The organism is Streptococcus oralis (assembly GCF_023109315.1).
Lineage (GTDB): Bacteria > Bacillota > Bacilli > Lactobacillales > Streptococcaceae > Streptococcus > Streptococcus oralis_BS.
Genome location: NZ_JALDUF010000001.1, coordinates 173030 through 199823 on the forward strand (window position 1 = coordinate 173030; position 26794 = coordinate 199823).

A 26794-nucleotide genomic window follows, 5' to 3' on the forward strand; every position below is an offset into this window, starting at 1 on the left:
ATTTTCGAAGAGTATTAAATACTTTTTCCAGGCAATAGGGTGACTGGTAAGAAGTAACCGGTTGTCGCGACCTCTTTACCTTCAATCTTCTGCAAGAGGAGATCAACAGTGAGTTGGGCAATTTCTTCTAAGGGTTGCTTGATGGTCGCCAGTTGAGGGTAGTAGTTCTCAATAAAGTAAGTCCCATCATAGCCGATGACTTTGAGCTCTTCAGGAACAGAGATTCCCAGTTCCTGAGCGATTTTGATAACCAAAATGGCTGTCAGATCATCCGAAGCAAAGATAGCATCTGGTTTCTGATGAGTCAAGATATTCTTGATTTCCATTTCTTTTCTGACGGGCGAAAAGTCACTGGAAACATTAATAATAGGAGCTTTCGGGAGTACAGAGGCAAAGCCAGCATGACGCAGTCCAGTCGGTGAGTTCGAGTTGTCATTTCCTGTAATCATGATGATAGACTGGGCACCTGTCTTGACCAGAGTTTGGGCTGCGAGGACCCCACCACCGTAGTTATCAGAGGAGACGACAGGGATGTCTGGTGATAGATTTCTGTCAAAGGAAATAATCGGTGCTGTCACACGATTGTAGTCTTCGATACCCAAGTTATGACTTCCAGAAATGATACCGTCGACCTGATTGGCCTCCAGCATTTCAATGTACTCCCGTTCTTTTTCAGAGTTATGTTCGCTGTTACAGATGATGGTCTTGTAGCCATTTTTGAAGAGTTGGTGTTCCAACTTGTCAATCAACTCCGCATAAAAGATATGACTGATGTTTGGAAAAATGAGTCCAATCAACTTGGCAGATTTTCCTTGGAGACTTCGAGCCAGATTATTGGGTTTGTAACCTAGCTCTCGCATGGCTTCATTAACCTTTTGAATGGTTTTCTCAGATAGATAACCTTTTTTATTGATGACCCGTGAGACGGTAGTGGGGCTGACGCCTGCAAGTTTTGCGACATCAGTTAGTTTTGCGACCATAATCTAATTCATAGTAAGTTCCGGTTGGATTTCCAGATTTGATGAGGATACCATTTTGGTCCGCATGTGGGAAGACACGACCAGAAAATACTTTTTCTCCTTTATTGATGAAAATTTCAAAGACAGAATTGTCGATGAAGATGTTAGCAGTAGTAGTTTGATTGTCGATTGGGCAAGAACGAGTGGTGCCAAATTCTTGAGCGTACTGTTCACCAGCCTGACTACGATCCACTGTCACCTGTCCATTGGCAAGGTCAAAGTTGATGGAAAGTCCCTTGCCTTCTTTATCAGCAAGTAAGACAATCTCGCTCTGGCTATTGGACTCCAAGTTGAGCTCGAGTTCATAGGTGTTGTTGGTTTGAGTACGATTTGAGAAGACCTCTTCAGAAGAACGAAGTTCTTTGATAGCTGCGACTGGATATTGGTAGAGTTTCCCATCTTTGATGGTCAGTTCCTTAACCAGTGAGAGGGCACCTTGATAATCAAATCGATCAGATGGGTAGGCTACATCTGGCAAACCAAGCCAACTTACTGCTAGTGCACGTCCATCAGGAGCATTGAAGGCTTGAGTTGCATAGGCTTCGAAACCATAGTCTAGATTTTGTAATGGAGACACATCTACCATTTTGGCATTTTCAGGATCAAAGGAAGCCCCGATTTTGTACATGTTTGGATAGATATTATCATAGTCTAGAACACTCTTATCCAATCCTTGTGGACAGTAGAGAAGGACAGGTTGCTCCCCTACAAAGACTAGATTTGGGCATTCCATCATATAGGCAGTGCGGTCGTTAGCAAAGTCAAGGTCGCCAACTGCTTGCCAGTTTGTGTAGTCATTGTCCACAGCCTTGTAGAGACGGACGAAGCCTTTTTTCTCCAAGTCCTGTCCACCAACGATGGCATAATATTGTCCCTTAAAGTTAAAAATTTGCGGATCGCGGAAGTGGTCTGTAGAGTCTGCTGGCTGGTCAATCAAGATCTTGTCAATCTTTGTAATCTTGCCATCCTTATCCATCAAAGCACCAATCTGGTAAGGGTGACGGATCCAATTTTCATCACGGACATTTCCTGTATAAAACAGGAACAACTGATCGCCAAACTGCATGGCAGAACCAGAGTAGGCACCGTGGCTATCTAATGGAGTATCTGGCAAAACTTTGACTCCAGTTTCTGTAAAGTGCACTAAATCATCACTTTCAAGCTGCACCCAAGACTTCAACCCATGGGCTGCGCCAAAGGGGAAGTTCTGGTAAAAGAGAATCCATTTGCCATCAAAATAAGAAAAGCCATTTGGATCATTGAGAAGCCCCATTTTAGGCTCGACATGGTAACGAGTATGCCAAGGAGATTGTGCCATCTTTTCCTTGATTTGCTTGATTTCGTCATTAGACCAGTCTTCATAGCGTCTGTAACGGCGCTCAGTTGTCCATTCCATTTTATCTTTCCTCCATAAGTTCTATTCTATTAATAGTAAACGTTTTCGGCAAAAAAAGCAAGTCTTTTATGTTAAAAAAAGAAAAATATGTCAAACGATTGCCAGAAACCAAGTAAAGGAAATCTGGCAAATTTTCACGAAAAAATGAAAGAAAATGTAAACAAAAGCCTTGATTCCTCAAGTTTAAAGATATTTTTTTGAGGAAAAAGAGAATATCCCTCAAAAACGAGCAAGAATAATCAGGAACAAAAGAAAGGAAATAAAAAATCCTGCAAAACGCTTGACATATTTTAGAAACATGATAAAATAATAGTCGTAGGGCGAATAAAATCGCTTTCAAACAAGAACAAAATTTTTATAAGGAGATTTTTGCAAATGAACAATCAGGATATTGCAAAAGAGGTCATCGAAGCCCTTGGCGGACGTGAAAATGTCAACAGTGTAGCCCACTGTGCGACTCGTCTACGTGTCATGGTCAAAGATGAAGGGAAAATCAATAAGGAAGTGATTGAGAACTTGGATAAAGTTCAAGGAGCTTTCTTTAACTCAGGTCAATACCAAATCATCTTTGGTACAGGTACAGTAAACAAGATGTACGACGAAGTGGTTGCACTTGGTTTGCCAACCTCTTCTAAAGAAGACATGAAAGCAGAAGCTGCTAAACAAGGAAACTGGTTCCAACGTGCTATCCGTACTTTCGGTGACGTCTTTGTGCCAATCATCCCAGTTATCGTAGCAACTGGTCTCTTCATGGGTCTTCGTGGACTCTTGAACGCTCTTGGAATGACACTTCCAGAAGATGTTACCATTTACAGCCAAATCCTCACAGATACAGCCTTCATCATCTTGCCAGGTTTAGTTGTGTGGTCAACCTTCCGCGTATTCGGTGGAAATCCAGCTGTTGGTATCGTCCTCGGTATGATGCTGGTTTCTGGCTCACTTCCAAACGCTTGGGCAGTAGCATCAGGTGGTGAAGTAACAGCTATGAACTTCTTTGGCTTCATTCCTGTTGTTGGTTTGCAAGGTTCTGTTCTTCCTGCCTTCATCATTGGGGTGGTCGGAGCCAAGTTTGAAAAAGCTCTCCGCAAAGTGGTTCCAGATGTCTTGGACCTTTTGGTGACACCATTCGTGACACTTTTGGTTATGTCTATCCTTGGACTCTTTGTCATCGGACCAGTCTTCCACGTTGTTGAGAACTACATCCTTTTCGGAACAAAAGCAATTCTTGGCTTGCCATTTGGTCTTGGTGGTTTGGTCATCGGTGGGGTTCACCAATTGATTGTCGTATCAGGTGTGCACCACATCTTCAACTTGCTTGAAGTGCAATTGCTTGCTGCGGACCATGCGAACCCATTTAACGCCATCATCACTGCAGCGATGACAGCTCAAGGGGCTGCAACTGTTGCCGTTGGTGTTAAAACGAAGAATCCTAAACTAAAAACACTTGCTTTCCCAGCTGCTCTTTCTGCCTTCCTCGGTATTACAGAGCCTGCTATCTTCGGGGTAAACTTGCGCTTCCGTAAACCATTCTTCCTTTCATTGATCGCTGGTGCTATCGGTGGTGGATTGGCTTCTATCCTTGGACTTGCTGGTACTGGTAATGGTATCACCATCATTCCTGGTACAATGTTGTACGTTGGTAACGGTCAATTGCTTCAATACCTTCTTATGGTAGCTGTATCATTCGTTCTTGGTTTTGCCCTTACTTACATGTTTGGTTATGAGGACGAAAAAGAAGTTGCTTCTGAAGTGGCGACAGAACGCTTGGTCCAAGAAGAAACAACTGGTAACATTCCAGTAGCTCCTCAAAATGAAACAATCCTAACTCCAATCGTTGGGGACGTAGTTGCTCTTGAGAATGTTAACGACCCAGTCTTTTCAAGTGGTGCAATGGGACAAGGGATTGCTGTAAAACCAAGCCAAGGTGTGGTTTACGCACCAGCTGATGCAGAAGTATCAATCGCCTTTGCTACAGGACATGCTTACGGTTTGAAGACAGCTAATGGAGCTGAGATCTTGATCCACGTTGGTATCGATACGGTGACTATGAACGGTGAAGGCTTTGAACAAAAAGTTTCTCAAGGCGACAAGGTCAAAGCTGGTGACGTTCTTGGAACCTTTGACTCAAACAAAATCGCTGCTGCAGGTCTTGACGACACAACAATGGTTATCGTAACTAACACAGCAGACTACGCTTCTGTGACACCAGTCGCAAGCGGTTCAGTTGTCAAGGGTGACGCTATCATCGAAGTGAAAGCCTAGTCTTCTTCGAAAATCAAATCTAAAAACAAAACGAACAAATATCATGTTTGTTCGTTTTTACTTGGATGGTAAGATTTACAGAGGAAAATCTAAAATATTGAGAAATCTAGCCTTTTAAAATGTGCTATAATAGAGAAAACAAAGATAAGAGGTTTATCATGACAAAATTATATGGAAGCTTAGAAGCGGGCGGTACAAAGTTTGTCTGTGCTGTCGGAGATGAAAATTTTAATGTTGTAGAAAAAACACAGTTTCCTACAACAACTCCTATCGAGACCATCGATAAAACCATCGAATTCTTTTCAAAATTCGATAATCTTGCAGGTCTTGCCATCGGTTCCTTCGGTCCCATTGATATCGATAAAAACTCAAAAACCTATGGCTTTATCACAACGACTCCAAAACCTCACTGGGCAAATGTAGACCTACTTGGTGCTCTCCGCCGCGCCCTCAACGTACCTATGTATTTCACCACAGACGTAAATAGCTCTGCCTATGGTGAAGTAGTTGCTCGTAACAATGCTGGTGGCCGTATCGAAAACTTGGTTTACTACACGATCGGTACAGGGATTGGTGCAGGTGTTATCCAACGTGGTGAGTTTATTGGTGGTGTGGGTCACCCTGAGATGGGTCACTACTATGTGGCTAAACACCCAATGGATGTAGAAAAAGAATTTAATGGCGTCTGTCCTTTCCACAAGGGCTGTTTGGAAGGCTTTGCGGCTGGTCCAAGTCTTGAAGCTCGTACAGGGATTCGTGGTGAAAACATCGAACTCAACAGTTCTGTCTGGGACGTCCAAGCCTACTATATCGCTCAGGCTGCGGTTAATGCTACAGTAACTTTCCGTCCAGATGTGATCGTCTTTGGTGGTGGGGTTATGGCCCAACAACACATGCTAGACCGTGTGCGTGAGAAATTTACAGCTCTTCTCAATGGTTACCTACCAGTACCAGACGTGCGTGACTACATTGTCACCCCAGCAGTCGCAGGCAATGGTTCTGCCACACTTGGGAACTTTGTCCTTGCTAAGAGTGTCGCAAAATAAAACAAACAGAAAATCCGCTTGGGCAACCAAACGGATTTTCTGTTTGAAGACAATTTTTTTGAGCCTTTCCTTAAGTGATGACGGACGGTAGCGACTTTCTTTGAAATTCCATACCTAAACTTTAAGCCTAATATCTCAAAGTTTCCGAACATCTGAAATCTAATGATTTCAGGTGTTTTTATCACGGCGGAAAGGCTAGGTAAGTCCTCGATTCACTATCGAAAAATAGGTATGATTTCCATACCAAAGTATATTTAGTATCAGGCTATATTCTATTCTCAAAACATCTGCCAGAAGAAATCAATAATGTAGGTCAAACCATAAGTATAAACCACTAGGGTAAAGGGTTTGGTCAGAATGATGATAATCATATAGCGTTTGAAGGTCATCTTGGTGAGGGCAGCCAGCATACAGAGAAAGTCAGCTGGACTGACAGGCCAGATCATCATAAAGATAAAGAACCGCTCGAAGCGATTGCCCTTATCTAGCCAACCGATGTACTTGTCATAGGTGCGCTTGCTGACGACGGACTGGACAAAGGCAGCCCCATAGAGACGGACGAGGTAAAAGATAATGGCACAGCCAATCACGATGCCGATATAGTTATAGATAGTTCCGATGATGTGGCCGTAAATAAAGACCCCAGCCACTGAGGTCAAAGCTCCCGGAATAATCGGAACAACAGTTTGTAGGATTTGTAAAAAGATAAAGAGTGGTGGCCCCCAAAGCCCAGCTTGCTGAATAAAGTCTGATAGGGTTTCCTTTGACTGTAAAACACCCGCCTGATAGGCCCAAATACAGAAAATCAAGGTGCCGACTCCCCCGACGATAGATGAGATATTGATGACTTGCTGTAGAAGGGGAGAAACAGCTTTCATTTGCTTATGCTGTGACATAGAAACTCCTTATAGATAGTATGGTTCTACTATACCATATTTTTCTTATAAAGACTAATTTGATTCCTTATCTTGCTTTTTATATAAGTGTGGTACAATTAAAGGAGTAAGTCAAGAGATATAATGGTGAAAGAAATGTTAGATTTAAAATTTAAAGGAAGATGGAGAAAGTACCAAAAGGAAGTCTTAGATCGTTTTCAGAACTATCAAACAGATGGGCATGTTCACCTAGTGGCGGCACCAGGGTCCGGCAAGACCACCATTGGTATCGAGCTGATCGCTCGTTTTGGCAACCCAGCCCTTGTCTTGGTTCCAACTGTCACCATTCGTGAACAATGGGTAGATAGGATCCAAACAGCCTTTTTAGAGAACGAACAGAAGATTTCAGATCTCGTTTCCCAAAACTTAAAGGAGATGAAGGCATTAACGATTGTGACCTATCAGGCTTTTCATAGCGCCATGAACCAATTGCAATCACAAGAAGATGGAGAAGCAGAGGATTTTGTGGGGTTTGATTTGCTTACAAGTCTAGGAGCTCAGAAAGTTGCTACTCTTTGCTTGGACGAATGCCACCACCTGCGCAATGAATGGTGGAAAAGTCTGGAAGTCTTTCGCAAGCAGTATGGACAGTTGCAAGTCATCTCCCTGACAGCGACACCACCTTATGACAGCGAACCTGAACTTTGGGAACGCTATATCCGAATGTGTGGGGAAATTGACCAAGAAATCACGGTACCTGAACTAGTCAAGGAAGACACCCTCTGCCCTCATCAGGATTTTGTTTATATCTGTTCACCAACAGCTGAAGAGTCGGAACACCTCAGGCAGTTTGAAGATAGAAAGTGGGAGTATATCCATCAGCTTTTGGTCAATCCTGACTTTCAAGCTCTAGTATCAGGTTCGAAGGTACTCAAAGGAGATATTTCATCCGATGTTCTATTAGAAGACCCTAAGTACTTGTCGGCTATTTTGATCTATATGCATTCTCAGGGCTTGACCATTCCTGACTCTTTAGAGAATCTTTTGGGGGCGAAACGTCTGCCTCAGGTGAACTCCTACTGGCTGGAGACGCTGTTGCAGAGCGTTCTCTATCAAACTCCAGATTGGTACGAGGATTCAAATGGATTTAGGGAAAAGTTAGAATCGGAGTTAAAAGCACGGGGGTTGATCGAACAGCGACAGGTTTCTCTAGTCAAGTCCAAGTATAGGGACAAGATTTTAAATCAGTCTTTGGGGAAATTGTCTGGTATTGCAGATATTTTTCTGACTGAGTATAAGAGTATGGGACAAGATTTGCGACAACTCGTCTTGGCGGATTATATTCGCAAGGATTTTGCTACCTATCTGGGAGATAATCAGGCAACCATTTCTCAGTTGGGGGTTCTCCCTTATTTTGAAAGCATTCGTCGCAAAGCTCAGGAGCAAGAGATAGCTGTATCTTTGGCTGTCTTGTCAGGGAGTATCGTTATTCTTCCCACCAATGTGGCAGCAGAGTTGAAGGAACTCTTGCCTCAGGTTCATCTTAGTTTTTCGTCTATTGGTCAGTTAGACCAAGAGGATTATGTGCAGGTGGGATTTCTTAGTACGGCTAAGGGTATTGTAGCGGCGGTGACGGAACTTTTCCAACGCGGTCGGATCCAAGTCCTAGTCGGAACCAAATCTCTCCTCGGAGAGGGTTGGGATGCTCCTTGTGTTAATTCCCTAATCCTCGGAAGCTTTGTGGGGAGCTTTATGCTGAGTAACCAGATGCGGGGGCGTGCCATTCGTATCTGGCCGGGACATCCAGAAAAGACCAGTAACATCTGGCATCTGGTAGCCGTTCAAGCGCAAGCGCTCATCACTCTTCCTGGTGAGGAGCCAAGACCAGAGAGCAATCAGGATCTGCAAACCTTGTCTCGTCGTATGGAACATTTTCTTGGACTGGCCTATAATCAGGAGAGTATTGAGACCGGTTTGGATCGTTTGGATTTTCCAAAGCCCCCTTTTAAGAAAAAGCAAATCAGAGAGTATAACGAACGGATTAAGATGTTATCCAAGGATCGAGCAGGTTTGCGCAAAAAATGGTACGATTCTCTCGTAGTGGCAGATCAATTTGAGATTGTCACTGAAGTTGCGACTCAAAAACAGAAAATTCCAATCATGCTCCAGTTTGATGCATTAAAATGGGTACGCATGTCTTTGCTGCTGTTAGCAGTGGATTTATTGGTTTTGTTGTTTAGAATGAGACTGACTGGAGTTTGGTGGCTTACAGCAGCTTGTCTCCTCTTTTTGGCCTTTGCATCTTGGCGCTACCTCTGCTATAAGAGTCCCTATAAACGTTTGCAATCTCTGGGTGAGCAGATCCGAAAGGCTCTGCTAGATTCGGGGCATCTAACAGATGACCAATCTCGTGTTCAGGTAGAGGAGGATAAGGAAAATTATTTGGTTTTCGCCTATCTCAAGGGAGGTAGTATGAGAGATAAGGAATTGTTTGCGCAGACTGTGGGAGAATTCTTTGCTCCAGTGGACAACCAGCGCTATCTCTTGAAGACAGAGAAAGTTCGACAAGGTCAGTCACCTTACTATGTCGTGCCTAGTCTTTTTGACAAGCGCAAGGAAGATGCACAGAAATTCCTAAACTTTCTGATGCCTACTATCGGACGCTATCACCTCGTCTACACACGAACAGAGGCCGGACGGAAAATCCTTCTCGAAGCTCGTATCAAAGCTCTCTCTAACAAAAACGACCGTATCTTGACTAAGAAGAAGGTTAAAAGCCAGTTGGAGTAGGGGAGGTAGCTATTCGAAGTTTCGAAGATATGAATTTACTAAAGTTTATATTCATTCTAAACTTAGAATGACAAGAAATACATAAATTTATGAGCATTCTAAGCTTCGAATGGTCTAGCTGAGAAAGTTTTGAGGTCTTCGAACTTTCGAATAGTCTGCTTTCCTAAAATTTATATGTATTCTAAAGCTAGAAAAGTTAAAATCTAAAAATAGTAAGAGTCTCTATCTGACAGACGGAAATGTTTCCAGTCAGATAGAGATTTTTTGTTTTGGAAATAAAAGATTTGCTCTGAGAAGTACATTTTAGATGGAATTATTGACAGTTCAGAGGAAGGGGGACAAATCTTTTAAAGTAACTGTTAGAATGGATTTATAAATTTAAGGGAAAACTCCTTTTTGAAATAATGAAAAAAGAAAGGTTATCATCATGACAAAAACATTCACTATCCGTCCTCTAAGCTACACCAACTTTACCAACCGTGAGTTTGAAAGTCTCATGGTAGACACGGGTCAACTACTAGAAGTTTTTGCTAAGGCACATAAGGACGAGCCTATGTATAGCAAGCACCTTGCTTCCTTCAAGAGAAAGCTAGCAGACTTCCAAGCTCAACTAGCTATCGTAGAAAAGAAAGAGGCGACGAATCTGACCGAAGTCGATCGCAATCGTGACAGTGCCCTAGTCGGTCTCTTTACCCTTCATAGAGGATTTGCTAAGATCAAGGAAACCAAACTCAAAGAAGCCCATGAGACCTTGAAACCAGTCTTTGCTAAGTACAAGGATATCACCAAGCACAGCAATGATGTGGAAACGGCAGAAATCAAGAGTTTGCTCAAAACCCTCAGTGAAGAACCCTATCACACGGCAGTGACCAGTCTAGGACTGACACCCATGCTACAGGCGGTGATTAGTGCGCAGGAGGAATATGATAAGGTGGAAAGTCAGGCGCGTGCGCATAAGTCTGCCAAGGAAGTCGGCAAGACCAGACAAGTCCGCACCGAACTAACCAGCATCTACGACCTCTTTATGCGCTATACTGCAGCCAGTGCAGAAGCCTATCCTGAAAAGGAACACCTGACCAAACTCCTCAAGGACCTAAATACAATCCGAGATAGTAAACGACGATTGACTGGTTCAAGTAAGAAGGATAAAAAAGTAAAAGTAGAAGAAACAGAACAAGTAGCTGGATAAAAATAAACGTCTTTAGATATATTATTATCTAAAGGCGTTTTTTTGGTGGATTCGTGGTATAATTTTGGTAATTAGCTATAATGTAGAGGAGAAAAAATCATGGCAAACACAATTTTAATTTTAGGCAATGGATTTGATATTGCAATGGGTCGAAAAACAAAATATATAGATTTTATTGAGTTTGAAAAACAATTATTTTCTAATCCTGATGAGAGACTACAAGAGTTTCTAGAAGTTAAAAATATAAGGATTGAGAAATACAGAGATAATTTGTATTTGAAATTTATTAATGATAACAAGGATAAACTTGGAGAAAATTGGTCTAACCTTGAAATCATGATTTCTCAACTTGCAGATGCAATACTGTTTTTTAAAGAAAATAGTAAAGTATTATCTGAATGTATTGGATCTGATTATTACCCTTATTTTAATGATGTTTTAGAAGATACAAATAATTACACCGCAAAACGTTATGTTGCAAAAGTATTCGAAGATGAAATTCTAGATGAAGAATTGGATAATTATAAAAAAGAACTTTTCATAGAGAACCTTAATGAGTTATTTACTAAAAAACTTGATTTATTAATTGAACTATTAGAAATCTATCTGTCGTATTTAAATTATTTAGATTTTGAGGTTCAAGCGATTGAAGCACGTCCAACAGCTCTAGATGCATTATCAGATTTGTCCAATTCCTATGTACTAAACTTTAATTATACTAACACATCAGGTAATATCTACGGAACTTCTGAGGATAAAACTCATTTTATACATGGTAGAATTGATTTAGATAGAACTTTTAATCGGGTCAATACAATGGTCTTTGGAATTGAGGATAAGGAAAATGATGTCAACAGTGCTATAATTCCTTACCAGAAATACTATCAACGAATTGTTAAGGAAACTGGGAATAAGTTTGAGAAGTTTTTTAAAGTAACCCATTTTACCGAAAATATAAATATACCGAGTAGAGGAATAAGCGTTCCCTATACTAAAAAAACTTCAAAAAATATTGTTATTTTCGGTCATTCAGTAGATCCATTGGATAAAGAAATATTCCAAAAATGTTTTGCGTTAGCTGAGGAAGGTGGGTATCTCTACCGATTTATTTTCACTTATTTAGATGAGCCAGCTAAACGTTCGATTGTTAAGAATCTTGCAATCATTCTTGGGAAAGAAAAACTGATAGAGTTAACAGGGATACAGAAAGTTGTATTTGTAAAAAGTGATGACAAGAATGGCATGGAAAAAGTGCTACTGCCTTAATATAGTCACAAAGTAATTGAAGTTATAGAATACTATTATAAAAATCTTATTTAAAAAATTTCTCCGCCACTCGTCCTCTCTAGTTCGAGTGGTTTTTCTTAGTTCGATTGCTTGTTACTATCGAAAATATGATAAAATAGAAAAGATAATACATTAATTAAGGAAAGTAAAAATGGCAAGTAAAGAAAATGCAGAACGCAAGGAGTTGCATCGTAAAATTTGGGCGATTGCGGACGATGTGCGTGGGGCTGTAGACGGTTGGGATTTTAAGCAATATATCCTAGGGATCCTTTTCTATCGCTTTATTTCAGAGCATATGGCCGACTATTTTGACCGTGCTGAGCATGAGGCTGGCGACTTAGATTTCCGTTATGCTGACTTAAGTGACCAAGAAGCTGAGCAAGATTTCAAACCAGGTACAGTTGAGGATAAGGGTTTCTTTATCCTTCCAAGTCAATTATTTGAAAATGTCGTCAAGAACACCTCGCAAAATGAAAATTTAAACGAAGACTTGGCCAATATTTTCCAAGCTATTGAGAAATCAGCGATTGGCTTCAAATCAGAAGATGATATCAAAGGTTTGTTTGATAACTTGGATACACGAAGCAATATCCTTGGTGGAACTGTTCCAGAAAAAAATAAACGACTTTCTGACATTCTAAATGGTATCAATAGCATAAACTTTGGCAATTTTGAGGAAAATGACATTGATGCCTTTGGGGATGCTTATGAGTTCTTGATTTCCAACTATGCAAGTAATGCAGGAAAAAGTGGGGGTGAATTTTTCACACCTCAGACAGTCTCTAAACTACTAGCTCGTCTAGTCATGGTCGGCAAGGACAAGATTAACAAAGTCTATGACCCAACATGTGGTTCAGGCTCTCTCCTTCTTCAAATGAAAAAACAATATGAAGAGCATATCCTAGAAGATGGTTTCTTTGGTCAGGAAATCAATATGACCAATTACAACTTGGCTCGTATGAATATGTTCTTGCACAATATCAACTACAATAACTTTGATATTAAGCGAGGAGATACCCTCTTAAATCCTCAGCATTTGGAAGAAAAGCCTTTTGATGCCATCGTATCTAACCCTCCTTACTCTGTCAAATGGGTGGGTGACGGGGATCCAACTCTCATAAACGATGACCGTTTTGCGCCTGCAGGGAAACTAGCACCCAAGTCAAAAGCTGACTTTGCCTTTATCATGCATGGTCTCAACCACTTGTCTAATAAAGGTCGAGCAGCAATTGTATGTTTCCCGGGGATTTTCTATCGTGGAGGATCTGAAAAGACCATTCGTCAGTATCTGGTAGATAACAACTTTGTTGAAGCAGTCATTGCCCTTCCAGATAATCTCTTCTTTGGCACTTCTATCGCAACTACGATTTTAGTTCTGGCGAAGAATAAACTTGAAAATAAAACACTCTTTATTGATGCGAGTAAAGAGTTCAAAAAAGAGACCAACAACAATGTCTTGACCGATAGCAATATCGAGCATATAGTTGAATTGTTCACGAATTATCAAAATGTAGACTATAAATCTGCTCTTGTTGATAATGATGTGATTGGTTCGGAGCAGGACTATAATCTATCTGTCTCAACCTATGTCGAACAAGAAGACACACGTGAGAAGATTGATATTGATGAGCTTAATAAAGAAATCGCTGAGACCGTTACTAAGATTGACCACTTGCGTGCAGAGATAGATAAGATTGTCGAGGAGCTTAGCTATGGCAAATGATGTGATTCTCTATAGAACTGATGACGGGGAGTCCGCTATTGAACTTCACTTGGATAATGGAACAGTCTGGCTGACCCAACAAGAACTAGCTGAGCTCTTTCAAACTTCCAAGCAAAATATTAGTAAACATATCAAGGCCATCTTTGAAGATGGTGAGTTGGATGAAACAGTGGTTGTCAACTATCAGTTGACAACCACTCGTCACGGTGCAATGGCTGGGAAAACTCAGTCAAAAAAAGTCGCCTTTTATAATCTCGATATGATTTTGGCGATTGGTTATCGTGTGCGTTCCCCTCGTGGAATCCAGTTCAGACACTATGCTTCTACAGTCTTGAAAGAGTATCTGATTAAGGGCTTTGCCATGGATGATGAGCGCTTGAAAAACTTGGGTGGGGGCTCTTACTTTAAAGAACTCCTGGAAAGAATCCGAGATATCCGCTCAAGTGAAAAAGTCTTTTACCGCCAGGTTTTAGATCTTTTCGCGACATCAAGTGACTACAATGCAAACTCACCAGAGGCAAAGAAATTCTTTGCGACAGTCCAAAACAAGATGCATTATGCCATTCATCATAATACTGCCAGTGAACTCATCTACAATCGTGTTGATAGTGAAAAGGAGTTTATGGGCTTGACCACTTTTAAGGGCGACCTCCCTACTTTATCCGAAGCAAAAGTTGCCAAGAACTATCTGACAGAAAAGGAACTCCGTGGGCTTAATCAGCTTGTATCAGGATATCTAGACTTTGCTGAAAGACAGGCAGAGCGAGAGGAAGTCATGACTATGGCGGATTGGGTGGCTCACGTAGATCGTATCCTTCAGGCTACGGGGGAAGACTTATTGGACAATAGTGGTTCTATCTCTCGTGAACAGATGAAGCAGAAGGTAGATAAGGAATATAAGAGCTACCAAGCCAAAACCCTCAGTCAAGTTGAAAAAGATTACCTCAAGGAAATCAAAAGCATTGAAAATCTAGCCAAGGAAGGAGGTAAGTGATGAACATCCTAGAAGACATCCAAAACTGTCCCGTTGAGTGGAAAGAGTTGGGGGAAGTGTGTAAAATAGAAACAGGTAAATTGAATGCCAATGAGTCTGTTGAAGATGGGAAGTATCCTTTTTTTACAACAGCAAAAGAAATAAGTCGAATAAATTCCTTTCGGTGGAATGCAGAGGCACTATTAATTGCTGGAAATGCAAATGTTGGAGATGTTAAGTATTATTCAGGAAAATTTGAAGCATATCAAAGAACATATGTTTTGACAAATTTCTCACATAATGTGAAAGCTCGATTTTTGTTACACATTATCAAACAGGGGCTAAAATCTTATTTAGAGAATAATACAAATAAGGCGGCTATGTCTTACATTGTCATTTCAACTTTAAAATCGTTTCCTATTCCTATCCCACCAATAGAAATTCAAGAAAAAATCGTGCAAATACTTGACAAATTCATCGATTATGTTACAGAATTGACCTCAGAATTGACCTCAGAATTGACCTCACGTAAAAAGCAATATTCTTTTTATAGAGATAAACTCTTGTCATTTGAAGACGAGGTTTATCAGGTTGAGTGGAAGACGCTGGGGGAAGTAGCTAAATTTAATTATGGCTATACTGATAAAGCGAAAGATACTGGAGATGTTAGATTTATTCGAATCACTGATATTGATGAAAATGGCTATCTCAAGTCGAATGATAAAAAATATATTGCTTTAAGTGAAGAATCTAGAAACTATCTAGTAAAATATGGTGACTTGTTGATGGCTAGAACAGGTGCGACTTATGGAAAAACGCTATTTATTGATACAGATGAAGCTAGCGCGTATGCCTCTTTTTTAATTAAAATTACTCCATCAGAGGAGTTGAATTCAAGATACTATTGGCACTTTTCAAAGAGTGAATTGTATTGGAAACAGGCTAATAATTTAGTTTCAAAGGCTGGACAGCCTCAGTTTAATGCGAATAGTCTGAAGAATGTAAAAATCCCAGTCCCTTCCCTCGAAATCCAGTCTCGTATTGTTCAAGTTCTAGACAACTTTGATATGGTTTGTAATGACCTAAACATCGGACTTCCCAAGGAGATTGATCTACGTCAAAAACAGTATGAATATTTCAGAGAAAAACTCTTGACATTCACCGCCGAAGGCGAGTACACTGAGAGTAGAGTAGAGGAGTGGGACAACTCTGCAATTATCAAACTTTTACAGTGGGTTTTTGGCCCAATTCGAGTGGAGTTGGGAGCAGTTGCAGAATATAGTCAAAAGAGGATTAGTGTGACAGATTTGACTCCTGAAACTTATGTTGGAGTTGATAATTTGTTGCAAGATGGAAAAGGGAAAACAGTTGCTACATTTTTACCTGATCAAGGAAGTGTTACAACCTATAATAAGGGGGATATATTGATTGGTAATATCAGACCTTATCTCAAAAAAATTTGGTTCTCTAATCAAGTTGGCGGGAATAGTGGAGATGTCTTAACAATTCAAAATTCTGTAACCTCGTGTATGGAAAATAAATATTTGTATTATATTTTGTCAGAGGATCGATTCTTTTACTATAATATGCAATATTCAAAAGGTTCAAAGATGCCCCGAGGAGATAAGCAGGCTATTATGCGATATCAGTTTATACTGCCATCACTCACTGAACAAAAAAGAATCGTCTCCATTCTTGACAATTTTAACACCCTAACCAACTCTCTTTCTGAAGGTCTTCCAAAAGAAATCGAACTAAGACAGAAACAGTATGAATACTGGAGAGAACAATTATTAAACTTTACTAGACAAATTCTTTCATCATTTTGAGATAGAATCTCAATTAAAACAAACAAGGAAGCATACTATGGTTGATTATTCAAAAGTACAGGAAGTAATTGCGGAAACAAATGAAGGGATTCTCTTGGCTGAGTATCAACCAGAGTATCGCACGGATAGAGAATATCAGACAGAGGCTGATTTAGAAAATCAGTTAATTTCTGATTTGGTGAATCATCTCAACTATGAACGCTTAAATATTCATACGCCTGAAGAACTCTTAGCAAATGCTAAGGTTCAAATTGAAAAGCTTAATAAGGTGACCTTTACGGATGCAGAGTGGCAACGCTTTGTAGTGGAGTATCTGGACTGTCCCAATGAAGGATTGGTTGAAAAAACACGAAAAATCCAAGAAAATCATATCTACGACTTTGTATTTGATGATGGACGGATTAAAAATATTTTCATCCTTGATAAGAAAAACATTCACAATAACAGTATGCAGGTCATCAATCAAGTGACACAGGTGGGGAGCCATACCAACCGCTATGATGTGACCATCCTAGTAAACGGCCTCCCCTTAGTTCAGATTGAATTGAAAAGAAGAGGGGGTAGTCTTAAAGAAGCTTTTGAACAAATCCATAGATATAGTAAGGAAAGCTTCAATAGCGAAAATTCTTTATACAAATACATTCAGATTTTTGTCATTTCTAATGGGACCTATACACGCTATTTTGCCAATACAACAGCTCAAAATAAAAATCATTATGAGTTCACCTGTGAATGGGCAGACCGTAAAAATAAAACCATTCACGATTTAGAAGACTTTACTGTTACCTTCTTGAGCAAGCGAGTCCTTTTGGAGGTATTGACTAAATATTGTGTTTTTGACTCTGATAATACCTTGCTCATCATGCGTCCTTATCAGATAGCAGCTACTGAGAGTATTATACGCAAGATTCATTCATCTAATGAGATGAAGAATTTTGGCACTATCAATGCCTGTGGTTATATCTGGCATACGACGGGTTCAGGGAAAACCTTGACCAGCTTTAAAACTGCTCGTTTGGCGACAGAGTTGGACTATATTGACAAAGTGATATTTGTCGTAGATAGAAAAGACCTAGACTATCAAACCATGAAGGAATATCAAAAATTTCAACCAAATTCAGTCAATGGTAGTAACAATACAAAAGAACTCCAACGTAGTATCGAAGAAAATGATGATCGAATTGTTGTCACAACTATTCAGAAGTTAAATAAATTTATAACAGCAAATCCAAATCATGAAGTCTATAGTAAAAAATGTGTTTTAATCTTTGATGAATGTCACCGCTCCCAGTTTGGGAAAGCTCAAAAGCGTATTAAGAAGGCTTTTAAACAGTATGCTTTATTTGGATTTACAGGGACTCCGATTTTCTCAGAAAATAGCTTAACGGGAGAAACGACACAAGAAGTTTTTGGGGAACAACTTCATAACTACGTTATCACGGATGCTATTCGAGATAAAAAAGTGTTGAAGTTCAAGGTTGATTACAACTATATCAAGCCTGAAATCAATAAATATAGAGAAGCAGAAAAGGCAGTTGGCCGAGAGCTCGATGAGAAGAAACTCAAAAAGATAGAGAAGGAACTTCTTCTCCATCCAGAGCGGATAGCAACTATTACAGAGTATCTGTTAAGAGTTTACGATGATAAGACGCATCGAAATCAACACTATACTCATAAACAAAAACAATTGTTTGGATTTAATGCCATGCTGGCAGTACAAAGCATTGATGCTGCGAAATTATACTATGAAGAACTTCAGCGACAACAAGCAGCTTTACCAGAAGCTAAACGCTTAAAAGTTGCAACCATCTTTAGCTTTGCGCCTAACGAAGAACAGTCAGCTTATGGAGAAATTCAAGATGAAGAGTTAGAGCCTAAAGATACAGCCATGCCTCTTTCATCTAAAGAGTTCCTTTCTAAGGCAATCTTCGATTATAATCAAATGTTCAAGACCAACTTTTCGACTGATGGGAAAGAGTTTCAAAATTACTATCGTGACCTTTCTAAACGAGTTAAGTCCAAGGAAGTGGATTTGTTGATTGTAGTGGGTATGTTCTTGACAGGTTTTGATGCTCCGACCATGAATACTCTCTTTGTCGATAAAAACCTGCGTTATCATGGTTTGATTCAGGCATTTTCTAGAACTAATCGAATTTTTAACAAGGTTAAACCTTTTGGGAATATCGTATGTTTCCGTGATTTAGAAAAAGCTACTCAAGAAGCTATTAGAACCTTTGGAGATACCAATAAGCTTGATATTATCTTAGAAAAAAGTTTTAGCGAATACATGGATGGTTTCGTGGATCAGGTAACTGGTATCAAGGTCAAAGGTTATACAGAAGTCTGTCAGGAAATTCTGGAAAGATTCCCGAATCCGCAAGAAATTGAAACAGAGCATGATAAAAAAGAGTTTGTTAAGTTATTTGTTGAGTTTCTAAAGCTTGATAATGTCCTTCGAAATTATGATGAGTTTCAAGAAATCGACAAGCCTATCTCGGAAGGTTATCTCCAAGATTTAAGAAGTTCTTACGTGGAAATTCGAGATGAATTCTTAAACCTTAAAAACTATGAAAGAACGAAAGACCTAGGTGTTGACCTTTCAGATATTGAATTTGAGATTGAACTCTTAAAAACAGATGAGATTAATCTGGATTATATCCTTGCATTGATTGTTGAGAAATCGAAGAACTCAGAGTCTAAAGAAGCAATGAAAGCAGAAGTTAGTCGTGTGATTCGTTCTAGTATTGATATTCGTGCCAAAGAAGAGTTGGTGATTGGATTTATAAATGACACCGATTTGCAAAAATTGAAAGACCATGATGGGATTATCAATGCTTTTTACGAATATGGCAAGGAGCGCAAGAAAATTGCGATTCACGACCTAGCTGAGGCTGAGAAACTTGTAGCTGATTATCAATTGTTCATCGACAAATCAATTCAACGAGGTTATGCTGAAAATAGTGGGACTGATTTGGATTCGATTATTCCACCAACTTCTCGTAGACAGGGAGCGCGTGAACGGAAAAAGCAAGAAGTTTTACGTAAGATTCAGTTGTTAGTAGAGACTTATTCAGGTATTTAAGGATTTGTCGAACAAGACTTATTAGAAAAATCAGGCTCTACAAAAAATACTCTTTATTCGCTCATTTTTTAGATATAACTTTGTTTCCATATTTCCTGGAAACGGATAGAAAGTAAGGAGAAATATGGAACAAATTAACCAAAAATCCCAGTGCCAACAACTCTGGGCTAGAAACAAATACCTCGTTTTGAGCCATTCCAGCAATATTTACAATGACATTCGCCAGTATCTAAAGAAAGAAGTGGTGGAGCTGAGTCAGGTTCAAGAGATGATTGACCGTGCCTGTCAAATCCCAGAACACAGGGGTCAGGTTTGCAATGCCTTTCAGCATATTTGGGGCTATTTCAAAAAGAAAGCGACAGATGCCGAGCGTAAGGACTATATGCTTTTGCTTGATCGCTACCGCTATGGTCAGGCTTCTAAGGAAGACTTGATCGCTATCCCAATACCTACTTGCAACATTCGACTTTACTGAAAGGAGACACCCATGAGACTTTGGCATGAGGCTTTGATTTCACAACTTCCCCGTCCGCAACTTTTGGGGCAACATCGAGAGTGCTGTGCTCTTCGTGGCAATGGCTGGGGCAGAAAGCATGCGACGGTGGACTATGTCTTTACTCACTCGCCCTATCAACTCTATGCTTATCATCGCTTGATCATGGAGGAGATGGATAACCGTGGCTACAATGTCAGTCCAGAGTGGTTGGACAAGAACTACCGTGGTAAGACTTGCTCTTCTTATCAAGACTTAGCAGAGGAGAAGCTAGGCAAGCCCATCTATAGTGAACATGATGCAGAATACTATGAGGAGTGTCTGGCTAATCTCCGAGAGAAAGGTATTGAGCTGGAGTAAGAGTCAGGATTAGCTCCACATTATAACTCTTCTCATAAATTTTTTCGAATAATAAAGATGAGACCTTTAGAATGATTCTAAGGTCTTCTTTTTATGAGTGTTAGAATTTACTTTTAATAACTTTTGTGTTGTATTTAAAAGCCAAGGGCGAACGAAGTGAGCTTTTATAGGATATTTCCCGCTATAGTGGTATTCTAGATAATAATTTATTATTATCTAGAACGGGATTTTTGAGACATTTTGGCTCAAAAATTAGGGATGAAATTACGAAGTAATTTGCTCCCGCCCGCACTTTTTAAGGGAAATATCAGAATTACAAAAGAAAATCAACCTATAGTCTTTTCTAATAACAAGCCATAGTCACTTATAAGAATCGTCAATATCTCGTTTGAGCATTCCAACTAAAATACAGCCACAAAACAAGCTATACAAAGGATTTGAGACATTTGTTTCAAGTCTTTTTCTTTTGACCAAAAGAGTGATATAGTTTCAAACTATATCAAAGCCTAATTATTTACAATTATACAGACAGTTTCTTTTCTGTTAAGATAGTTTCAACAACAAATTTTGGAGGACACATCATGTCAACTACGATCATCGGTTTCCCTCGTTTGGGCGAATTCCGCGAATTAAAATTTACAACTGAAAAATACTTTAGAAAAGAAATCTCAGAAGAAGAACTCTTGGCAGCAGCAAAAGACTTGCGCGCAAAACACTGGAACATTGTCAAAGAAAAAGGCATCACTGAAATTCCATCAAATGACTTTTCTCACTATGACAACTTCCTAGATGCAGCTTTCCTTTTCAACGTGGTACCTGCTTCAGTTCAAAACTTGGACTTGTCTGAGCTTGAGCGCTACTTTGCTTTGGGTCGTGGTTACCAAGGAGAAAAAGGGGACGTTCGTGCCCTTCCGATGAAGAAATGGTTCAACACCAACTACCACTACATCGTGCCTAAATTTGAAAAAGACACTCAAGTTAAACTTGCAGGTCACAAGATTTTCGATGAGTTCCAAGAAGCTAAAGAACTTGGTCTCAACACTCGTCCAGTCCTTGTAGGTCCATTCACTTTCCTTCAATTGTCAGACTTTGAAGAAGGCGTGAAAGCAGAAGACTTTGTAGATAGTTTAGTAGTTGCTTACCAAGAAGTTTTTGCGAAATTGGCTGAACTTGGTGCGACTCGCATCCAACTCGACGAAGCGGCTCTTGTCAAAGATTTGACAGCTGAAGAAAAAGCTCTCTTCTTGAACCTCTACAACAAACTCTTGGCTGACAAAAAAGGTCTTGAAGTATTGCTTCAAACTTACTTCGGTGATGTTCGTGACGTTTATGCTGACCTTGTGAACTTGCCAGTAGATGCCATCGGTCTTGATTTTGTTGAAGGTAAGAAAACTCTTGAACTGGTTAAAGGTGGCTTCCCAGCTGACAAGACTCTTTATGCAGGTATTGTCAATGGTAAAAACATCTGGCGCAATAACTACGAAAAGAGCTTGGCTGTTCTTGAGCAAATCCCAGCTGAAAACATTGTCTTGACAAGCTCATGCTCACTTCTTCATGTGCCATTTACAACTGCTAACGAAGAATTTGAACCAGCTATCTTGAACCACTTTGCTTTTGCAGTTGAAAAATTGGAAGAACTTCGTGACTTGGATGCTATCCGCAATGGTCAAGGTGCAGAAGCTCTTGCAGCTAACAAAGAACTCTTTGCGACTGAACGTGTTGGTGAAAATGCAGAACTTCGTGCACGTATCGCTGGATTGACAGACGCAGACTACACTCGTTTGCCAGCCTTTGCGGAACGTGAAGCCATCCAAGAAGAAGCCTTTAAACTTCCATCCCTTCCAACAACAACCATCGGTTCATTCCCTCAAACTAAGGAAGTTCGTGCTAAACGTTTGGCCTTCCGTAAGGGTGAATTGTCACAAGAAGAGTACGATGCCTTTCTTGCTGAAACTATCGACGAATGGATCAAATGGCAAGAAGAAGTTGGATTTGACGTGCTTGTACACGGTGAGTTCGAGCGTAACGACATGGTTGAGTACTTCGGCCAAAACTTGTCAGGTTACCTCTTCTCTAAGAATGGTTGGGTACAATCATACGGTATGCGTGGGGTGAAACCACCAATTATCTGGGGTGACGTTACTCGTCTCAACCCAATCACTGTGAAATGGTCTAGCTACGCACAAAGTCGTACTGACAAACCTGTCAAAGGTATGTTGACTGGACCGGTTACTATCCTTAACTGGTCATTCCCACGTGAAGACATCTCTATCAAGGATTCTACTCTTCAAATCGCCCTTGCGATCAAAGATGAAGTACTTGACCTTGAAGCTGCTGGCGTGAAGATCATCCAAATCGACGAGGCTGCTCTTCGTGAGAAATTGCCACTCCGTCGTAGCGACTGGTATGAAGACTACCTTGACTGGGCTATTCCAGCCTTCCGCTTGGTACATTCTACAGTTGCGCCAGATACGCAAATCCACACTCACATGTGTTACTCAGAATTTACAGATATCATCCCAGCCATCGACAACATGGATGCGGACGTTATTTCCTTTGAAGCAAGCCGTTCAAACCTTGAAATCTTGGACGAACTCAAAGCGAAAAACTTCCAAACAGAAGTGGGACCTGGGGTTTACGATATCCACTCTCCTCGTGTGCCAAATGAAGGCGAAATCGACCACACGATTGATGCTATTCTTGCCAAAGTTCCAAGCAAGAAAGTTTGGATCAACCCTGACTGTGGTTTGAAAACACGTGGTATTCCAGAAACAAAAGAAAGCTTGATCCGCCTTGTCGAAGCAGCAAAAGCTGCGCGTGAGAAATTGTAAGATAAGATTTCGCTCGTGACACTGACTGATCAAGGGACTGCTTGGCCCTAGCTGGCTCAGCAATCATGAAATCAAAAAGAAAAGGATAATGACTATGTCACGCCAAACGCCGTCACTTTCATTTGAAGTGTTCCCTCCAAACCCAGCTGTGGGTAATGATAAAATTATTTCAGCTTTGCAGGATATGCGGGAGCTGACACCGCACTTTATCAGTGTGACTGCCAGCAATAATAAATTTAATATCAAGGAAACAACGGTTCGTTTGGCTGACTTTATCCAGAATGATTTGGCGATTCCCACTATTGCCCACTTGCCAGCTATCTATCTGACCAAGGAAAAGGTTGCTGAAACCATTGCAGACTTGGATAAGGTTGGGGTACAGAAAATCTTGGCCTTGCGTGGGGATATTATCCCTGATGTGGAGCCACAAAAGGATTTCCGCTACGCAACGGACTTGATTGAGTTCATCAAGGAACAAGCCCCTCACTTTGATATTGTTGGTGCTTGCTACCCAGAGGGGCATCCTGACTCGCCAAACCAAATCTCAGATATTCAAAATCTCAAGAAGAAAGTGGATGCAGGCTGTTCCAGCCTTGTAACACAACTTTTCTTTGACAATGAGCGCTTCTATGATTTCCAAGACAAGTGTACCTTGGCAGGGATTGATGTTCCCATTCATGCGGGTATTATGCCCATTCTGAACCGTAACCAAGCGCTTCGTCTCTTGAAGACTTGTGAGAATATCCACCTTCCACGCAAATTTAAAGCTATCTTAGACAAGTACGAGCATGACCCTGAGTCGCTCAGAGCAGCAGGACTTGCCTATGCCGTGGACCAGATTGTGGACTTGGTAACCCAGGATGTTGCAGGTGTACATCTCTACACCATGAACAATGCTGAAACAGCAAAATACATCCACCAAGCAACCCATGCTTTGTTTAATCATCAGTCTTTAGGATAATAAAAAGCAAACCATTCTTCTCAGGTGAGGGGAATGGTTCCTTTTTAATAGAAAAGCCCGCACTTTTTAAGAAAAGTATGATAAAATAGACTCTGTACGTACTTGATACAAAGATGAGGGTATAAACAGATTCTTAGCTATTCAAATCTGCTATAAAAGGTACAAATGCTAAAGAATAATATTTTTAAACTTTTCAAAGTGCCTAGATAGTTGAACACGGGCTGAATCCCTAGTGAAAAAGATAGATTTCCTGGTGTGCATCGCACACTGCGTCAATTTATGCTATCATGAGTAATTGAACCCGGCCGAAAAGCTGTGTAAAAAAGATAAACTGTCTTGTCTTCATCGAAGACTTCGCCAGTTTCCTATTTTTACTTTGCTTTTTGCGACCTTAGTATCTTGATCTTTGTAGGCAAGGCGTATAATTTCATCAATCCAAAGGGGATTAAAATGACAAAACAAGTGTTTCAAACGACTTTTGCGGGTCGTGAATTAATCGTTGAGACTGGTCAGGTTGCTAAGCAAGCAAATGGCGCAGTTGTCGTGCGTTACGGTGAGTCAACTGTCTTGACTGCGGCCGTTATGTCTAAGAAAATGGCAACTGGGGATTTCTTCCCACTTCAAGTCAACTACGAAGAAAAAATGTATGCGGCTGGGAAGTTTCCTGGTGGCTTTATGAAACGTGAAGGACGTCCTTCGACAGACGCAACCTTGACGGCGCGTTTGATTGACCGTCCAATCCGTCCGATGTTTGCGGAAGGTTTCCGTAACGAAGTGCAAGTAATTAACACCGTCCTTTCTTATGATGAAAATGCCTCTGCTCCAATGGCGGCTATGTTTGGTTCATCCTTGGCGCTTTCTATCTCAGATATTCCGTTTGACGGACCAATTGCTGGGGTGCAAGTAGGTTATGTTGATGGCCAAATCATCATCAACCCTACTCAAGAACAAGCAGAACAATCTCTTCTTGAATTGACAGTAGCTGGTACCAAACACGCTATCAATATGGTAGAGTCTGGTGCCAAAGAATTGTCAGAAGAAATCATGTTGGAAGCTCTTCTCAAAGGACATGAAGCTGTTAAAGAATTGATTGCCTTCCAAGAAGAAATCGTTGCGGCAGTCGGTAAAGAAAAAGCAGAAGTGGAATTGCTTCATGTGGATGCTGACTTGCAAGCTGAAATCATTGCAGCTTACAACAGCGACCTCCAAAAAGCGGTCCAAGTAGAAGAAAAATTGGCTCGTGAAGCTGCAACTCAAGCAGTTAAAGACCAAGTGACTGCTGTTTACGAAGAAAAATATGCAGACCACGAAGAATGTGACCGCATCATGCGCGATGTGGCTGAAATCTTGGAACAAATGGAACATGCTGAAGTACGCCGTTTGATCACAGAAGATAAGGTACGTCCTGACGGTCGTAAGGTCGATGAAATCCGTCCTTTAGATGCGCAGGTCGACTATCTTCCTCGTGTACATGGTTCTGGCCTATTCACTCGTGGACAAACTCAAGCTCTTTCAGTCTTGACCTTGGCTCCAATGGGTGAAACTCAAATCATTGATGGTTTGGATCCAGAGTACAAGAAACGCTTTATGCACCACTATAATTTCCCTCAATACTCTGTAGGGGAAACTGGTCGTTACGGTGCGCCTGGTCGTCGTGAAATTGGTCACGGTGCTCTCGGTGAGCGTGCCCTTGCTCAAGTCTTGCCTAGTTTGGAAGAATTTCCATACGCGATCCGCTTGGTAGCTGAAGTATTAGAATCAAACGGTTCATCTTCTCAAGCCTCTATCTGTGCGGGAACTCTTGCTCTTATGGCTGGTGGTGTGCCAATCAAGGCGCCAGTAGCAGGGATTGCTATGGGTCTCATCTCAGATGGAAATAACTACACAGTATTGACAGATATCCAAGGTTTGGAAGACCACTTTGGAGATATGGACTTCAAGGTTGCAGGTACTCGTGACGGGATTACAGCTCTCCAAATGGATATCAAGATCCAAGGAATTACTGCAGAAATCTTGACTGAGGCCCTTGCTCAAGCCAAGAAAGCTCGTTTTGAAATCCTTGATGTGATTGAAGCAACCATTCCAGAAGTTCGTCCAGAATTGGCTCCAACTGCACCGAAAATTGATACCATCAAGATTGATGTGGACAAGATCAAGATTGTCATCGGTAAGGGTGGAGAAACCATCGACAAGATTATCGCTGAAACTGGCGTTAAGATTGATATCGACGAAGAAGGTAATGTTTCTATATACTCTAGCGACCAAGATGCCATTAACCGTACCAAAGAAATCATTGCTGGTTTGGTTCGTGAAGCCAAAGTGGATGAAGTTTACCATGCTAAGGTTGTTCGTATCGAGAAATTTGGTGCCTTTGTCAACCTCTTTGATAAGACAGATGCACTTGTGCACATTTCGGAAATGGCTTGGACTCGTACCAACCGTGTCGAGGATTTGGTAGCTATTGGTGATGAAGTCGATGTTAAGGTTATCAAGATTGATGAAAAAGGTCGTATCGATGCCTCTATGAAGGTACTTCTTCCTCGTCCGCCAAAACCTGAGCATGATGAAAAAGGCGAAAAGTCTGAGCGACCTCACCGTCCACGTCATCACAAAGATTACAAACCTAAGAAAGAAGTTACAGAAACACCAAAAGATTCAGAATAAGAAAAGGAGAAATG

16 protein-coding genes and 1 pseudogene are annotated in these 26794 nt (G+C 40.7%); 14 read left to right on the top strand and 3 right to left on the bottom strand.

All coding sequences use genetic code 11. The annotated features are described in order from the left end of the window. Nucleotides 1–14 precede the first annotated feature (14 nt). Together M1F74_RS00790 and M1F74_RS00795 are read right to left on the bottom strand one after the other, a co-directional pair. The gene (locus tag M1F74_RS00790) at nt 15–980 is read right to left on the bottom strand and encodes a LacI family DNA-binding transcriptional regulator (protein ID WP_247946018.1); all 966 of its coding nucleotides are present in this window, start codon (nt 978–980) and stop codon (nt 15–17) included. After that, complete coding sequence (locus M1F74_RS00795) at nt 961–2415, bottom strand: sucrose-6-phosphate hydrolase (RefSeq protein ID WP_247946019.1); 1455 nt, start codon at nt 2413–2415, stop codon at nt 961–963. The genes M1F74_RS00790 and M1F74_RS00795 overlap by 20 nt, the downstream gene beginning before the upstream one ends. A 375-nt stretch (nt 2416–2790) precedes the next feature. Here M1F74_RS00795 and M1F74_RS00800 point away from each other — a divergent pair, with 375 nt between their 5' ends. Together M1F74_RS00800 and scrK are read left to right on the top strand one after the other, a co-directional pair. Next, nucleotides 2791–4677, top strand: coding sequence for a sucrose-specific PTS transporter subunit IIBC (locus M1F74_RS00800; RefSeq protein WP_247946020.1), 1887 nt, complete (start codon nt 2791–2793; stop codon nt 4675–4677). Between the two features lie 158 nt (nt 4678–4835). After that, a complete protein-coding gene (scrK, locus tag M1F74_RS00805) occupies nt 4836–5723 on the top strand; it encodes a fructokinase ScrK (RefSeq protein WP_000164288.1) in 888 nt (295 codons plus the stop codon). 278 nt (nt 5724–6001) lie between these two features. Here scrK and M1F74_RS00810 read toward each other — a convergent pair whose 3' ends face one another. Beyond that, nucleotides 6002–6619 (bottom strand): TVP38/TMEM64 family protein, encoded by a 618-nt coding sequence (locus tag M1F74_RS00810; RefSeq protein ID WP_061417446.1) that lies wholly within the window; start codon nt 6617–6619, stop codon nt 6002–6004. Between the two features lie 135 nt (nt 6620–6754). Between M1F74_RS00810 and M1F74_RS00815 the strand changes: the two genes are divergently transcribed. The 12 genes and pseudogenes from M1F74_RS00815 (at nt 6755) to pnp (ending at nt 26780) form a co-directional block, all read left to right on the top strand. Beyond that, nucleotides 6755–9388: a DEAD/DEAH box helicase family protein gene (locus M1F74_RS00815; RefSeq protein WP_247946021.1), complete on the top strand. Its 2634-nt coding sequence runs from the start codon at nt 6755–6757 to the stop codon at nt 9386–9388. 427 nt (nt 9389–9815) lie between these two features. Further along, nucleotides 9816–10577: a DUF6261 family protein gene (locus M1F74_RS00820; protein ID WP_247946022.1), complete on the top strand. Its 762-nt coding sequence runs from the start codon at nt 9816–9818 to the stop codon at nt 10575–10577. A 99-nt stretch (nt 10578–10676) separates the two neighbouring features. Beyond that, nucleotides 10677–11843 carry an AbiH family protein gene (locus M1F74_RS00825; RefSeq protein ID WP_247946023.1) on the top strand — a complete coding sequence of 389 codons (1167 nt, stop codon included), beginning with the start codon at nt 10677–10679 and terminating at the stop codon, nt 11841–11843. Nucleotides 11844–12015: 172 nt separating this feature from the next. Further along, the gene (locus M1F74_RS00830) at nt 12016–13587 is read left to right on the top strand and encodes a type I restriction-modification system subunit M (RefSeq protein ID WP_247946024.1); all 1572 of its coding nucleotides are present in this window, start codon (nt 12016–12018) and stop codon (nt 13585–13587) included. Then, the gene (locus M1F74_RS00835; RefSeq protein ID WP_247946025.1) at nt 13577–14581 is read left to right on the top strand and encodes a virulence RhuM family protein; all 1005 of its coding nucleotides are present in this window, start codon (nt 13577–13579) and stop codon (nt 14579–14581) included. The genes M1F74_RS00830 and M1F74_RS00835 overlap by 11 nt, the downstream gene beginning before the upstream one ends. After that, nucleotides 14581–16389 (top strand): restriction endonuclease subunit S, encoded by a 1809-nt coding sequence (locus M1F74_RS00840; protein ID WP_247946026.1) that lies wholly within the window; start codon nt 14581–14583, stop codon nt 16387–16389. The genes M1F74_RS00835 and M1F74_RS00840 overlap by 1 nt, the downstream gene beginning before the upstream one ends. Nucleotides 16390–16426: 37 nt before the next feature. Beyond that, the gene (locus M1F74_RS00845) at nt 16427–19471 is read left to right on the top strand and encodes a type I restriction endonuclease subunit R (RefSeq protein WP_247946027.1); all 3045 of its coding nucleotides are present in this window, start codon (nt 16427–16429) and stop codon (nt 19469–19471) included. Between the two features lie 124 nt (nt 19472–19595). Beyond that, nucleotides 19596–19975: pseudogene (locus M1F74_RS00850) on the top strand (YbgA family protein). Then, nucleotides 19959–20324: a TIGR02328 family protein gene (locus M1F74_RS00855; RefSeq protein ID WP_247946028.1), complete on the top strand. Its 366-nt coding sequence runs from the start codon at nt 19959–19961 to the stop codon at nt 20322–20324. Before M1F74_RS00850 ends, M1F74_RS00855 begins: the two are co-directional and overlap by 17 nt. 581 nt (nt 20325–20905) lie before the next feature. Continuing rightward, nucleotides 20906–23155, top strand: a complete 2250-nt coding sequence (gene metE / locus M1F74_RS00860; protein WP_247946029.1) for a 5-methyltetrahydropteroyltriglutamate--homocysteine S-methyltransferase — start codon at nt 20906–20908, stop codon at nt 23153–23155. A gap of 94 nt (nt 23156–23249) precedes the next feature. Beyond that, complete coding sequence (gene metF / locus M1F74_RS00865) at nt 23250–24116, top strand: methylenetetrahydrofolate reductase [NAD(P)H] (protein WP_025168823.1); 867 nt, start codon at nt 23250–23252, stop codon at nt 24114–24116. A gap of 450 nt (nt 24117–24566) precedes the next feature. After that, nucleotides 24567–26780 (top strand): polyribonucleotide nucleotidyltransferase, encoded by a 2214-nt coding sequence (pnp, locus tag M1F74_RS00870; RefSeq protein ID WP_247946030.1) that lies wholly within the window; start codon nt 24567–24569, stop codon nt 26778–26780. Nucleotides 26781–26794: the final 14 nt, after the last annotated feature.

Bases quoted from the DNA above. Each gene is read 5' to 3' on its own strand.
- M1F74_RS00790 (WP_247946018.1), bottom strand. From the start codon at position 980: ATGGTCGCAAAACTAACTGATGTCGCAAAACTTGCAGGCGTCAGCCCC.
- M1F74_RS00795 (WP_247946019.1), bottom strand. From the start codon at position 2,415: ATGGAATGGACAACTGAGCGCCGTTACAGACGCTATGAAGACTGGTCT.
- M1F74_RS00800 (WP_247946020.1), top strand. From the start codon at position 2,791: ATGAACAATCAGGATATTGCAAAAGAGGTCATCGAAGCCCTTGGCGGA.
- scrK (WP_000164288.1), top strand. From the start codon at position 4,836: ATGACAAAATTATATGGAAGCTTAGAAGCGGGCGGTACAAAGTTTGTC.
- M1F74_RS00810 (WP_061417446.1), bottom strand. From the start codon at position 6,619: ATGTCACAGCATAAGCAAATGAAAGCTGTTTCTCCCCTTCTACAGCAA.
- M1F74_RS00815 (WP_247946021.1), top strand. From the start codon at position 6,755: ATGTTAGATTTAAAATTTAAAGGAAGATGGAGAAAGTACCAAAAGGAA.
- M1F74_RS00820 (WP_247946022.1), top strand. From the start codon at position 9,816: ATGACAAAAACATTCACTATCCGTCCTCTAAGCTACACCAACTTTACC.
- M1F74_RS00825 (WP_247946023.1), top strand. From the start codon at position 10,677: ATGGCAAACACAATTTTAATTTTAGGCAATGGATTTGATATTGCAATG.
- M1F74_RS00830 (WP_247946024.1), top strand. From the start codon at position 12,016: ATGGCAAGTAAAGAAAATGCAGAACGCAAGGAGTTGCATCGTAAAATT.
- M1F74_RS00835 (WP_247946025.1), top strand. From the start codon at position 13,577: ATGGCAAATGATGTGATTCTCTATAGAACTGATGACGGGGAGTCCGCT.
- M1F74_RS00840 (WP_247946026.1), top strand. From the start codon at position 14,581: ATGAACATCCTAGAAGACATCCAAAACTGTCCCGTTGAGTGGAAAGAG.
- M1F74_RS00845 (WP_247946027.1), top strand. From the start codon at position 16,427: ATGGTTGATTATTCAAAAGTACAGGAAGTAATTGCGGAAACAAATGAA.
- M1F74_RS00855 (WP_247946028.1), top strand. From the start codon at position 19,959: ATGAGACTTTGGCATGAGGCTTTGATTTCACAACTTCCCCGTCCGCAA.
- metE (WP_247946029.1), top strand. From the start codon at position 20,906: ATGTCAACTACGATCATCGGTTTCCCTCGTTTGGGCGAATTCCGCGAA.
- metF (WP_025168823.1), top strand. From the start codon at position 23,250: ATGTCACGCCAAACGCCGTCACTTTCATTTGAAGTGTTCCCTCCAAAC.
- pnp (WP_247946030.1), top strand. From the start codon at position 24,567: ATGACAAAACAAGTGTTTCAAACGACTTTTGCGGGTCGTGAATTAATC.